Annotated in this window: 18 protein-coding genes and 1 pseudogene; all 19 read left to right on the plus strand. The window is 67.5% G+C overall.

The annotated features are described in order from the left end of the window. The first annotated feature begins 376 nt into the window (after positions 1–376). The 19 genes and pseudogenes from rpsL (at position 377) to KBX00_RS21110 (ending at position 12,078) form a co-directional block, all read left to right on the plus strand. Positions 377–751 (plus strand): 30S ribosomal protein S12, encoded by a 375-nt coding sequence (gene rpsL, locus KBX00_RS21020; protein WP_013735958.1) that lies wholly within the window; start codon positions 377–379, stop codon positions 749–751. Position 752: 1 nt separating this feature from the next. Beyond that, positions 753–1,223, plus strand: coding sequence for a 30S ribosomal protein S7 (gene rpsG, locus KBX00_RS21025; protein WP_093403604.1), 471 nt, complete (start codon positions 753–755; stop codon positions 1,221–1,223). A 74-nt stretch (positions 1,224–1,297) separates the two neighbouring features. After that, positions 1,298–3,394, plus strand: a complete 2,097-nt coding sequence (fusA, locus tag KBX00_RS21030) for an elongation factor G (protein WP_210829566.1) — start codon at positions 1,298–1,300, stop codon at positions 3,392–3,394. A 224-nt stretch (positions 3,395–3,618) separates the two neighbouring features. Beyond that, a complete protein-coding gene (gene tuf, locus KBX00_RS21035; protein WP_099849588.1) occupies positions 3,619–4,812 on the plus strand; it encodes an elongation factor Tu in 1,194 nt (397 codons plus the stop codon). Between the two features lie 350 nt (positions 4,813–5,162). Beyond that, entirely contained in the window at positions 5,163–5,471 is a 309-nt protein-coding gene (rpsJ, locus tag KBX00_RS21040; protein ID WP_007073037.1) for a 30S ribosomal protein S10, read from the plus strand. Between the two features lie 11 nt (positions 5,472–5,482). Further along, a pseudogene (gene rplC, locus KBX00_RS21045) lies at positions 5,483–6,147 on the plus strand (50S ribosomal protein L3). Further along, positions 6,144–6,794 (plus strand): 50S ribosomal protein L4, encoded by a 651-nt coding sequence (gene rplD / locus KBX00_RS21050; RefSeq protein ID WP_210829570.1) that lies wholly within the window; start codon positions 6,144–6,146, stop codon positions 6,792–6,794. The pseudogene rplC and the gene rplD overlap by 4 nt, the downstream one beginning before the upstream one ends. Then, entirely contained in the window at positions 6,791–7,093 is a 303-nt protein-coding gene (rplW, locus tag KBX00_RS21055; protein WP_093403611.1) for a 50S ribosomal protein L23, read from the plus strand. The genes rplD and rplW overlap by 4 nt, the downstream gene beginning before the upstream one ends. 12 nt (positions 7,094–7,105) lie before the next feature. After that, positions 7,106–7,945: a 50S ribosomal protein L2 gene (gene rplB, locus KBX00_RS21060; protein WP_093403613.1), complete on the plus strand. Its 840-nt coding sequence runs from the start codon at positions 7,106–7,108 to the stop codon at positions 7,943–7,945. Positions 7,946–7,957: 12 nt separating this feature from the next. Next, a complete protein-coding gene (gene rpsS, locus KBX00_RS21065; RefSeq protein WP_013735950.1) occupies positions 7,958–8,239 on the plus strand; it encodes a 30S ribosomal protein S19 in 282 nt (93 codons plus the stop codon). 40 nt (positions 8,240–8,279) lie between these two features. Beyond that, positions 8,280–8,735, plus strand: coding sequence for a 50S ribosomal protein L22 (gene rplV / locus KBX00_RS21070; protein WP_164447883.1), 456 nt, complete (start codon positions 8,280–8,282; stop codon positions 8,733–8,735). Further along, positions 8,735–9,601 carry a 30S ribosomal protein S3 gene (gene rpsC / locus KBX00_RS21075; protein ID WP_164447882.1) on the plus strand — a complete coding sequence of 289 codons (867 nt, stop codon included), beginning with the start codon at positions 8,735–8,737 and terminating at the stop codon, positions 9,599–9,601. Before rplV ends, rpsC begins: the two co-directional genes overlap by 1 nt. A gap of 3 nt (positions 9,602–9,604) precedes the next feature. Beyond that, positions 9,605–10,030 (plus strand): 50S ribosomal protein L16, encoded by a 426-nt coding sequence (gene rplP, locus KBX00_RS21080; RefSeq protein ID WP_007465292.1) that lies wholly within the window; start codon positions 9,605–9,607, stop codon positions 10,028–10,030. Further along, on the plus strand, positions 10,030–10,266 hold the full coding sequence (gene rpmC / locus KBX00_RS21085; RefSeq protein ID WP_007073028.1) for a 50S ribosomal protein L29: 237 nt from the start codon (positions 10,030–10,032) through the stop codon (positions 10,264–10,266). Before rplP ends, rpmC begins: the two co-directional genes overlap by 1 nt. After that, complete coding sequence (gene rpsQ, locus KBX00_RS21090; protein WP_093403616.1) at positions 10,263–10,541, plus strand: 30S ribosomal protein S17; 279 nt, start codon at positions 10,263–10,265, stop codon at positions 10,539–10,541. The genes rpmC and rpsQ overlap by 4 nt, the downstream gene beginning before the upstream one ends. 95 nt (positions 10,542–10,636) lie before the next feature. Continuing rightward, positions 10,637–11,005: a 50S ribosomal protein L14 gene (rplN, locus tag KBX00_RS21095; RefSeq protein WP_007073026.1), complete on the plus strand. Its 369-nt coding sequence runs from the start codon at positions 10,637–10,639 to the stop codon at positions 11,003–11,005. Next, complete coding sequence (rplX, locus tag KBX00_RS21100; protein WP_210829572.1) at positions 11,002–11,322, plus strand: 50S ribosomal protein L24; 321 nt, start codon at positions 11,002–11,004, stop codon at positions 11,320–11,322. Before rplN ends, rplX begins: the two co-directional genes overlap by 4 nt. Continuing rightward, a complete protein-coding gene (gene rplE / locus KBX00_RS21105; protein ID WP_093403618.1) occupies positions 11,322–11,891 on the plus strand; it encodes a 50S ribosomal protein L5 in 570 nt (189 codons plus the stop codon). The genes rplX and rplE overlap by 1 nt, the downstream gene beginning before the upstream one ends. A gap of 1 nt (position 11,892) precedes the next feature. After that, entirely contained in the window at positions 11,893–12,078 is a 186-nt protein-coding gene (locus KBX00_RS21110; RefSeq protein WP_007073023.1) for a type Z 30S ribosomal protein S14, read from the plus strand. Positions 12,079–12,149 lie beyond the last annotated feature (71 nt).

Raw genomic sequence — 12,149 nt, forward strand, 5'->3', positions numbered from 1 at the left:
CAGAAACCAGCCGGCAGGCGGTGCGACGTCGGCAGGTCTTTCGTTTTGACCTGCGCGGCTGTGGTAGGTACTCTTTCCCCTTGTGCCCGGGCCCGCCCGGGCAACTCGTGCGTGCGCTGGAGCCGGTGAGCCGGCATCCGGGTCGCACCACGACTGAGCCAGAAGATCCGGCCTGCGGCGATCCGTGTGCCGGTGACAAACCCCCGGACTGCGCGTGAGCGCCGGACGGGAACCGTGAGTTTGGCGACACGCCCGACCGCGGGTGCCGGGACCGCCGTGAGGTGGCCCTGGTCGGAATGTAGGAGAGCCGGTCACGAGATCGGCTACGGCAGACGGCGCGGCCGCGAGCAGCGGCCGAAGGGAGCGGAGAAACCCGGTGCCCACCATTCAGCAGTTGGTCCGAAAGGGCCGTCAGGCGAAGACCACCAAGACCAAGACCCCCGCGCTCAAGGGATCCCCCCAGCGTCGGGGCGTGTGCACCCGGGTGTACACCACCACCCCGAAGAAGCCGAACTCGGCGCTGCGCAAGGTCGCTCGGGTCAAGCTCAGCAGCCAGGTCGAGGTGACCGCCTACATCCCCGGTGTCGGGCACAACCTGCAGGAGCACTCGATCGTGCTCGTGCGTGGTGGCCGGGTGAAGGACCTCCCCGGTGTGCGTTACAAGATCGTTCGCGGTTCGCTGGACACCCAGGGTGTCCGTAACCGCAAGCAGGCGCGCAGCCGTTACGGCGCGAAGAAGGAGAAGAGCTGACATGCCGCGTAAGGGACCTGCTCCGCGGCGACCGCTGGTCGCTGACCCGGTGTACAACTCGCCGCTGGTCACGCAGCTGGTGAACAAGATCCTGCTGCGCGGCAAGCGTCAGCTCGCCGAGCGCGTCGTCTACGCCGCCCTGGAGGGCTGCCGGGAGAAGTCCGGCACCGACCCGGTCGTCACCCTCAAGCGCGCCATGGACAACGTCAAGCCGACCCTCGAGGTACGCAGCCGCCGTGTCGGTGGCGCGACCTACCAGGTTCCGGTCGAGGTGCGGCCGGCCCGGGCCACCACGCTGGGCCTGCGCTGGCTGGTGACCTACGCCCGCGCCCGGCGTGAGAAGACGATGATCGAGCGGCTGATGAACGAGCTGCTGGACGCGAGCAACGGCCTCGGTGCCGCCGTCAAGCGGCGCGAGGACACGCACAAGATGGCCGAGTCCAACAAGGCCTTCGCGCACTACCGCTGGTAACACCCTGGTCCCGGCGCCATCCGGTGCCGGGACCGCCACCAGTTGTGTCGAGACGACGATAAGTAGGGATTGAAGTGGCCGCCGCAGACGCGCTCGCCAACGTACGCAACATCGGCATCATGGCGCACATCGATGCCGGTAAGACCACTACCACCGAGCGAATCCTGTTCTACACCGGCATCACGTACAAGATCGGTGAGGTCCACGAGGGCGCCGCCGTCATGGACTGGATGGAGCAGGAGCAGGAGCGCGGTATCACCATCACTTCCGCCGCCACGAAGTGCGAGTGGAAGGGCCACACGATCCAGATCATCGACACGCCCGGCCACGTCGACTTCACGGTCGAGGTGGAGCGGTCGTTGCGGGTCCTGGACGGTGCGGTCGCGGTCTACGACGGCGTGGCCGGCGTGGAGCCGCAGACGGAGAACGTCTGGCGTCAGGCGGACAAGTACAACGTCCCGCGGATGTGCTTCGTCAACAAGCTCGACCGGACCGGTGCCGACTTCTTCCGCTGCGTGCAGATGATGATCGACCGGCTGAACGCCACCCCGCTGGTGCTCCAGATCCCGATCGGGCTCGAGGGCGACCACATCGGCGTCGTCGACCTGGTCGAGATGCGCGCCCTCACCTGGCGCGGGGAGACCCAGAAGGGTGAGGACTACGCGATCGAGGAGATCCCGGCCGACCTGGCCGACTCCGCGGCCGAGTGGCGCGAGAAGCTGATGGAGACCCTGGCCGACGTCGACGACTCGGTGATGGAGAAGTACCTGGAGGGCGAGGAGATCTCCGTCGCGGAGATCAAGGCCGCCATCCGGCGGGCCACCATCGCCAGCAAGGCGAACCCGGTGCTCTGCGGCTCGGCGTTCAAGAACAAGGGCGTGCAGCCCATGCTCGACGCCGTCATCGACTACCTGCCGTCGCCGCTGGACATCCCGGCGATCGAGGGTACGGCGACCGACGGCGAGACGCCGATGCAGCGGAAGCCGTCCACCTCGGAGCCCTTCTCCGGTCTGGCGTTCAAGATCCAGACCGACAAGCACCTCGGCAAGCTCACCTACGTCCGGGTCTACTCCGGCGTGGTCGAGTCCGGGTCCCAGGTGGTCAACTCCACCAAGGACCGCAAGGAGCGGGTCGGCAAGATCTACCAGATGCACGCCAACAAGCGGGAGGAGCGCAGCTCCGCCAAGGCTGGCGACATCATCGCGGTGCAGGGTCTGAAGCAGACCACCACCGGTGACACCCTGTGTGACCCGGCGAACCCGGTCATCCTGGAGTCGATGACCTTCCCGGAGCCGGTCATCGAGGTGGCCATCGAGCCGAAGACCAAGGCTGACCAGGAGAAGCTCAGCACCGCCATCCAGCGGCTGGCCGAGGAGGACCCGACCTTCCGCGTCAAGCTGGACGACCAGACCGGCCAGACGGTCATCTCCGGCATGGGCGAGCTGCACCTGGACATCCTGGTCGACCGGATGCGCCGCGAGTTCAACGTCGAGGCGAACATCGGTAAGCCGCAGGTGGCGTACCGCGAGACCATCCGCCGCGCGGTGGAGAAGGTCGAGTACACCCACAAGAAGCAGACCGGTGGTTCCGGCCAGTACGCCCGGGTGATCGTCAGCCTGGAGCCGCTACCGCTGGGCAACGACTCGCCGACCTACGAGTTCGCCAACGCCGTCACCGGTGGCCGTATCCCCCGGGAGTTCATCCCGTCGGTGGACGCGGGCGCCCAGGACGCGATGCAGTACGGCATTCTCGCCGGCTTCCCGCTGGTGGGTGTCAAGCTGACGCTGCTGGACGGCCAGTACCACGAGGTCGACTCGTCCGAGATGGCGTTCAAGATCGCTGGTTCGATGGTGATGAAGGACGCGGCCCGCAGGGCCGATCCCGCGCTGCTCGAGCCGATGATGGCTGTTGAGGTCACCACTCCCGAGGAGAACATGGGTGACGTCATCGGCGACCTCAACTCCCGACGCGGCATCATCCAGGCGATGGAGGAGCGCAGCGGCGCCCGTGTCGTCCGCGCCCTGGTGCCGTTGTCGGAGATGTTCGGCTACGTCGGCGACCTGCGGTCGAAGACCCAGGGCCGGGCTAGCTACAGCATGCAGTTCGACTCCTACGCCGAAGTGCCGCAGAGCGTGGCGAAGGAGATCATCGCCAAGGCGACGGGTGAGTGACGCTCACCTGACGTGATCGGATGATCCGACGGTGGTCGCGGGAGGAGTTCCCCGACCGCGACCACCTCGGTCGGATTGTGTGAATTCCGGGCCTGTAGGCTTCATCGCCGCAGAACCCACAAAAGCTCTCCGGCCGCCAGGCCGGAAAGGCTGTCGACAGAGTCCTAAGCGCCGTTCCTGGCGTGCCGGGGCGAACGAACCAAGAAGTCCACAGGAGGACACCAGTGGCGAAGGCGAAGTTCGAGCGGACTAAGCCGCACGTCAACATCGGCACCATTGGTCACATCGACCACGGTAAGACGACGCTGACGGCGGCCATCACCAAGGTCCTGCACGACCAGTACCCGGACCTGAACCCGTACACGCCGTTCGACGAGATCGACAAGGCGCCCGAGGAGAAGGCTCGCGGCATCACGATCTCGATCGCGCACGTCGAGTACCAGACCGAGGCGCGGCACTACGCGCACGTCGACTGCCCCGGTCACGCCGACTACATCAAGAACATGATCACCGGTGCCGCCCAGATGGACGGCGCGATCCTGGTGGTCGCGGCGACCGACGGCCCGATGCCGCAGACCCGCGAGCACGTCCTGCTGGCCCGCCAGGTCGGCGTGCCGTACATCGTCGTGGCGCTGAACAAGAGCGACATGGTCGACGACGAGGAGCTCCTGGAGCTCGTCGAGCTCGAGGTCCGTGAGCTGCTCTCGGCCCAGGAGTACCCGGGCGACGACCTGCCGGTCGTGCGCGTCTCGGCGCTCAAGGCCCTGGAGGGCGACCCGGAGTGGACCGGTCGCCTGCTGGAGCTGATGAACGCGGTCGACACCGCGATCCCGCAGCCCGAGCGCGAGACCGAGAAGCCGTTCCTGATGCCGATCGAGGACGTCTTCACGATCACCGGTCGTGGCACGGTCGTCACCGGTCGCGCGGAGCGCGGCGTGCTCAAGCCGAACGAGGAGGTGGAGATCGTCGGTATCCGCGAGAAGTCGCAGAAGACGGTCTGCACCGGCATCGAGATGTTCCGCAAGCTGCTCGACGAGGCCCGCGCGGGTGAGAACGTCGGTCTGCTGCTGCGGGGCATCAAGCGCGAGGACGTCGAGCGCGGCATGGTGGTCGTCAAGCCGGGCACCAGCACCCCGCACACGGAGTTCGAGGCGACGGTCTACATCCTCTCCAAGGAGGAGGGCGGCCGGCACACCCCGTTCTTCCAGAACTACCGTCCGCAGTTCTACTTCCGGACCACGGACGTCACCGGTGTCGTCACCCTCCCCGAGGGCACCGAGATGGTCATGCCGGGCGACAACACCACGATGACCGTGAAGCTGATCCAGCCCATCGCGATGGAGGACAACCTCAAGTTCGCGATCCGGGAGGGTGGCCGTACGGTCGGCGCTGGTCGCGTCACCAAGATCATCAAGTGAGCTGGGTAACCCCGATTAGACCCGCCGCCGGTCGTGCGGCATACTAGTCAGGTTGCGTAACGACAGTTCGCCGCCCGTGTTCGGCTTCCGCTGAACCTCCGGGTAGGCAGAACAGTCGGGCGTGGGGTGGTTGGCGGCCCGTCCGTCAACCACCCTCGCACGGCGTTCAGGTCGCCACAGTGCGATCCGGCGCCTGGACCCACCGCGGTCAGGATCGCTCCGGTCTCCCGGGGCGGAGCCTGGCCCCAGGGCGCGACACGCCCGACCGCGGGGGTGGGCGAAGAGGGCCTGTGCCAGCCGGTACAGACACCCGCAACACAGCGGCATCGAGAGAAGGAACAGAAGCCACCATGGCGGGACAGAAGATCCGCATCCGGCTCAAGGCCTATGACCACGAGGTCGTCGACTCCTCGGCTCGGAAGATCGTCGAGACGGTGACGCGTACCGGGGCGCAGGTCGCGGGCCCGGTGCCGCTGCCCACGGAGATCAACCGTTTCTGCGTCATCCGCTCGCCGCACAAGTACAAGGACTCGCGCGAGCACTTCGAGATGCGTACGCACAAGCGACTGATCGACATCATCGACCCGACCCCGAAGACGGTCGACTCGCTCATGCGCCTCGACCTGCCGGCTGGCGTCGACATCGAGATCAAGCTGTAGGGACCGGACACATGGACAGGCAAGTTAAGGGATCCTGGGCGCGAAGCTCGGCATGACCCAGGTCTGGGACAACAACCGCGTTGTCCCGGTGACCGTGGTTCAGGCCGGCCCCTGCGTCATCACCCAGGTTCGTGACGCCGGCAAGGACGGTTACTCCGCGGTCCAGCTGGCGTACGGGACGATCGACCCGCGCAAGGCCAAGAAGCCGTTGCGGGGTCACTACGCCAAGGCCGACGTGGCGCCCCGCCGGCACATCGTCGAGCTGCGCACCAGCGACGCCGCGGACTACTCGCTCGGCCAGGAGGTCACGGTCGAGGAGTTCCCGGCCGGTGTCTCGATCGACGTGACCGGCAAGACCAAGGGCAAGGGCTACGCCGGCCCGATGAAGCGGCACGGCTTCCACGGTCTGCGCGCCAGCCACGGTGTCGAGCGCAAGCACCGTTCGCCGGGCTCGATCGGCGCCTGCGCCACCCCGGGTCGCGTCTTCAAGGGCACCCGGATGGCCGGCCGCATGGGCGGCGTGCGCTACACCGTGCAGAACCTGACCGTCCAGGCGGTCGACACTGAGAACAATCTCCTGCTCGTCCGTGGCGCCATCCCCGGCCCCAAGGGCGCGCTGGTCCTGGTCCGTACCGCGGCCAAGGCCAAGGCGAAGAAGGGCGGTGTGGGCAAGTGACCACCGTTGACGTCCTCAACTCAGAGGGCACCAAGACCGGCTCGGTCGACCTGCCCGCCGACATCTTCGACGCGCAGGCCAACATCGCGCTGATGCACCAGGTCGTCGTGGCACAGCTCGCCGCCGCTCGGCAGGGCACCCACAAGACCAAGACCCGGGGCGAGGTCGCCGGCGGCGGCAAGAAGCCCTACAAGCAGAAGGGCACCGGTCGGGCCCGGCAGGGCTCGATCCGCGCGCCGCAGTTCGCCGGCGGTGGCGTCGTCCACGGCCCGGTGCCGCGCGACTACAGCCAGCGCACCCCGAAGAAGATGAAGGCTGCCGCACTGCGCGGTGCCCTGTCGGACCGGGCGCGCGCCGGGCAGGTGCACGTCGTCGAGGCGTTCGTCTCGGGCGAGAAGCCGTCGACCAAGGCCGCGCTGGCCGCGCTCGCCAAGCTGACCACCGCCCGGCGGGTGCTGGTCGTGCTGAGCAGCACCGACGAGCTGAACTGGGTGTCGCTGCGCAACGAGCCGCGGGTGCACCTGATCGAGGCCGGCCAGCTCAACACGTACGACGTGCTGGTGGCCGACGATGTGGTCTTCACCAAGGAGGCCCTGGACGAGTTCCTGGGCGTTCCGGCCGAGACCACCGAGGAGGGTGGCAAGTGAGCACGATCGCCGATCCGCGCGACATCATCGTCGCGCCGGTCGTCTCGGAGAAGAGCTACAGCGAGCTGAACCGCAACTGGTACACCTTCCTGGTGCACCCGGACGCGAACAAGACGGCGATCAAGATCGCTATCGAGCAGATCTTCAACGTCCGTGTCCTGACGGTCAACACGCTCAACCGCGAGGGCAAGCGCAAGCGGACCCGTACCGGGTTCGGCAAGCGCAAGGACACCAAGCGGGCGATGGTGAAGCTGGCTGAGGGCGACCGCATCGAGGCCTTCGGCGGCCCGGTCAGCTGAGGGGTGTAGACAATGGCTATCCGTAAGTACAAGCCGACGACGCCGGGCCGGCGTGGCTCAAGCGTCGCCGACTTCGCCGAGATCACCCGGTCGACTCCCGAGAAGTCGCTGCTGGTCCCGCTGCCCAAGAAGGGCGGCCGGAACGTGCACGGCCGGATCACCGCTCGCCACCAGGGTGGCGGCCACAAGCGGCAGTACCGGCTGATCGACTTCAAGCGGGTCGACAAGGACGGCGTGCCGGCCAAGGTCGCGCACATCGAGTACGACCCGAACCGCACCGCGCGGATCGCGCTGCTGCACTACGCCGACGGCGAGAAGCGTTACATCATCGCGCCGAAGGACCTGAAGCAGGGCGACACGGTCGAGTCGGGTCCGAGTGCCGACATCAAGCCGGGCAACAACCTGCCGCTGCGCAACATCCCGGTCGGTACCACGATCCACAACGTGGAACTGCGCCCGGGCGGTGGCGCCAAGCTGGCCCGCTCGGCCGGCGTCGGCATCCAGCTGCTCGGCCGGGAGGGCGCGTACGCGACCCTGCGTATGCCGTCCGGCGAGATCCGGCGGGTGGACGTCCGCTGCCGCGCCAGCGTCGGTGAGATCGGCAACGCCGACCAGTCGAACATCAACTGGGGTAAGGCCGGCCGGATGCGGTGGAAGGGCAAGCGCCCGACCGTCCGTGGTGTCGCCATGAACCCGGTCGACCACCCGCACGGTGGTGGTGAGGGCAAGACCTCCGGTGGTCGCCACCCGGTCAACCCGCAGGGTAAGCCCGAGGGCCGCACCCGTCGTAAGGGCCAGCCGAGTGACCGGCTGATCGTCCGCCGCCGCTACGCCACGCGTAAGCGCGGCTGAGGGAGATAAGACATGCCTCGCAGCCTGAAGAAGGGCCCGTTCATCGACGACCACCTGCTCAAGAAGGTGGAGACGCAGAACGAGAAGGGCTCGAAGAACGTCATCAAGACCTGGTCGCGCCGCTCGACGATCATCCCGGAGATGCTCGGGCACACGATCGCCGTGCACGACGGACGCAAGCACGTCCCGGTGTTCGTGACCGAGGCGATGGTCGGGCACAAGCTCGGCGAGTTCGCGCTGACCCGCACGTTCAAGGGTCACGAAAAGGACGACCGGAAGAGCCGCCGGCGCTGACGCCGCGGGCATACGGATAGAGGATCAAGGGGTTACAGCGATGCCAGGAAAGGGCGACGCTCCGGTGCTTCCGGGCGCGCGGGCGGTTGCGCGGTACGTGCGCATCTCGCCGATGAAGGCGCGCCGGGTGGTCAACCTCGTCCGCGGCCTGCCCGCGAAGGAGGCGCTCACGGTGCTGCAGTTCGCGCCGCAGGCTGCGAGCGAGCAGGTGTACAAGGTGCTCGCGAGCGCGATCGCCAACGCGGAGAACAACGAGCGGCTGGACCCCGACGCGCTGCTCGTCAGCGAGGCGTTCGTGGACGAGGGCCCGACGATGAAGCGGTTCCAGCCACGGGCGCAGGGCCGGGCGTACCGGATCCGTAAGCGCACCTGCCACATCACCGTGGCGGTCGAGGCGGTCGCGCCGGCCGCGCCGAGGAAGTCGGCGAACAAGGCGGCTCCGGCGAAGCAGACCGCGCCGGCCGAGACGCAGAGCAACACGGAGGGCGCCGAGTAATGGGTCAGAAGGTTCACCCGCACGGGTTCCGGCTCGGCATCTCGACCGACTGGAAGTCCCGCTGGTTCGCGGACAAGCTCTACAAGGACTACATCGGCGAGGATGTCAAGATCCGCCGGATGATGTCCAAGGGGCTGGAGCGCGCCGGCATTTCCAAGGTCGACATCGAGCGCACCCGGGACCGGGTCCGGGTCGACATCCACACCGCGCGGCCGGGCATCGTCATCGGCCGTAAGGGCGCCGAGGCCGACCGGATCCGCGGCGAGCTGGAGAAGCTCACCGGCAAGCAGGTGCAGCTGAACATCATCGAGGTGAAGAACCCCGAGTCGGACGCGCAGCTGGTCGCCCAGGGCGTCGCCGAGCAGCTCTCCAGCCGGGTCAGCTTCCGTCGCGCGATGCGCAAGGCGATGCAGTCGGCGATGAAGAACCCGATGTGCAAGGGCATCCGGGTGCAGGTCTCGGGTCGCCTCGGCGGCGCCGAGATGAGCCGGACGGAGTTCTACCGCGAGGGTCGGGTTCCGCTGCACACGCTGCGCGCCAACATCGAGTACGGCTTCTTCGAGGCGCGTACCACCTTCGGCCGCATCGGCGTGAAGGTCTGGATCTACAAGGGCGACGCGGTGCCGGGTCGGGAGGCTCCGGCCGAGGCTCCGTCGCGCCCGCGCCGGGAGCGCGGTGACCGGCCCGAGCGGCCGCGCCGTGGTCGGTCGGGTTCGTCCGGCACGACCTCCGGTGGCACCGAGGCCGGCCGGGCTGCCGCGACGACCGTCGCGCAGCAGGCCGAGACGCCGAGTGGCGAGCCGGTCGACAGCGCTGCTGTCGCGGCCGCGGCTTCGGCTCCGGCAGAAACGCAGCAGGAGGGCTGACAGATGCTGATGCCGCGCAAGCCCCCGAAGGGCTTCCGCAAGCCGCACCACCCGGACCGCAGCGGCGCGTCCAAGGGCGGCAACCGGGTGGTGTTCGGCGAGTTCGGGATCCAGGCTCTGGAACCGGCGTACGTGACCAACCGGCAGATCGAGTCGGCGCGTATCGCGATGACCCGCCACATCAAGCGTGGCGGCAAGGTCTGGATCACCATCTTCCCGGACCAGGCCCTCACCAAGAAGCCGGCGGAAACCCGGATGGGTTCCGGTAAGGGCTCGCCCGAGTGGTGGGTCGCGAACGTCAAGCCCGGGCGGGTTCTCTTCGAGATGTCCTTCCCGAACGAGCAGATCGCGCGAGAGGCGATGCGTCGCGCGATCCACAAGCTCCCGATGAAGTGCCGCATTGTTACGCGCGAAGTGGGTGAATCCTGATGGCAGCGGGCGTTAAGGCCTCCGAGCTGCGTGAGCTCTCCGAGGAGGAGCTGGTCACGAAGCTGCGCGAGGCCAAGGCGGAGCTGTTCAACCTCCGCGTGCAGGCCGCAACCGGGCAGCTGGACAACAACCGGCGGCTGCAGGTCATCCGTCGGGAGATCGCCCGGATCTACACGATCATGCGTGAGCGTGAGCTGGGGCTCTCGGCCGCGCCGACTGAGGTGACTGCTTCATGAGCGAGAACACGACTCCCACCAAGCCGCGCGGCCGGCGCAAGGTCCGTGAGGGCCTCGTGGTCAGCGACAAGATGGAAAAGACCGTCGTGGTCGAGGTCGAGGACCGGGTCAAGCACGCGCTGTACGGCAAGATCATGCGCCGGACCAGCAAGCTCAAGGTCCACGACGAGCAGAACTCGGCCGGCATCGGCGACCGCGTCCTGATCATGGAGACCCGGCCGCTCTCCGCCACCAAGCGGTGGCGGCTCGTGGAGATCCTCGAGAAGGCCAAGTAGCGAAGGCTCGAGCTCGGCCCTGACGGTCGGGCGCAGGTTCCGCCAGGCTCCGGCCGCCCAGGCGGCCGGAGAACCGGCAGACATAGGAGATAGACGTGATTCAGCAGGAGTCGCGACTGCGCGTCGCCGACAACACGGGTGCCCGGGAGATCCTGTGCATCCGGGTTCTCGGTGGCTCCGGTCGGCGCTACGCGAGCATCGGCGACGTCATCGTGGCCACCGTCAAGGACGCGATCCCGGGTGCCGGTGTGAAGAAGGGCGACGTGGTCAAGGCCGTCGTCGTCCGCACCGCCAAGGAGAAGCGGCGGCCGGACGGTTCGTACATCCGCTTCGACGAGAACGCCGCCGTCATCATCAAGGACGGTGGCGACCCGCGCGGTACCCGCATCTTCGGCCCGGTCGGCCGTGAGCTGCGGGACAAGCGGTTCATGAAGATCATCTCTCTCGCGCCGGAGGTGTTGTGACCGTGAAGGTCAAGAAGGGCGACACGGTCGTCGTCATCGCCGGCAAGGACAAGGGTGCCAAGGGCAAGGTCATCATGGCCTACCCGCGGCAGGACAAGGTCCTGGTCGAGGGCGTGAACCGGATCAAGAAGCACACTCGCATCAGCACCACCCAGCGTGGCGCCAAGACCGGTGGCATCGTCACCCAGGAGGCCCCGATCCACGTCTCGAACGTGATGGTCGTGGACTCCGACGGCAAGCCGACCCGCGTCGGTTACCGGATCGACGAGAACGGCCAGAAGGTCCGCATCGCGCGTAGCACCGGTAAGGACCTGTGATGACCACGGCTACCGAAACCAAGACCATGCCGCGCCTCAAGGAGCGGTACCGCAACGAGATCATCGCTCAGCTGCGCGAGCAGTACGAGTACGGCAACCCGATGCAGGTGCCGCGGCTGGTCAAGATCGTCGTGAACATGGGTGTGGGCGAGGCCGCCCGGGACGCCAAGCTCATCGACGGTGCGGTCCGCGATCTGGCCACCATCACCGGCCAGAAGCCGCAGGTCCGCCGGGCGACGAAGTCCATCGCGCAGTTCAAGCTGCGGGAAGGCATGCCGATCGGCGCTAAGGTGACCCTGCGCGGCGACCGGATGTGGGAGTTCCTGGACCGGCTGCTGTCCATCGCGCTGCCGCGTATCCGTGACTTCCGCGGCCTCGACGGGCGCAAGCTCGACGGGCACGGCAACTACACGTTCGGTCTGACCGAGCAGTCGGTGTTCCACGAGATCGACCAGGACAAGATCGATCGCCAGCGGGGCATGGACATCACGGTGGTCACGACCGCCACGACCGACGACGAGGGCCGGGCGCTGCTGAAGCTCCTGGGCTTCCCGTTCAAGGAGAACTGAGATGGCCAAGAAGGCGCTGATCCTCAAGGCGGCCGCGAAGCCGAAGTTCTCGGTTCGCGCGTACACCCGCTGCCAGCGGTGCGGGCGTCCCAAGGCGGTCTACCGCAAGTTCGGGCTCTGCCGGGTGTGTATCCGGGAGATGGCCCACCGCGGTGAGCTGCCCGGCGTGTCCAAGGCTTCCTGGTAATAGCCCGGCGCGCTGCGGCGCGTCAGCTGGACTGTCTCTTCGCCGTAGGCCTGCGACGTGTCGCGGGAACC

The sequence above is a fragment of the Micromonospora sp. C95 genome (assembly GCF_018070465.1).
In the GTDB taxonomy this organism is placed as follows: Bacteria; Actinomycetota; Actinomycetes; order Mycobacteriales; family Micromonosporaceae; genus Micromonospora.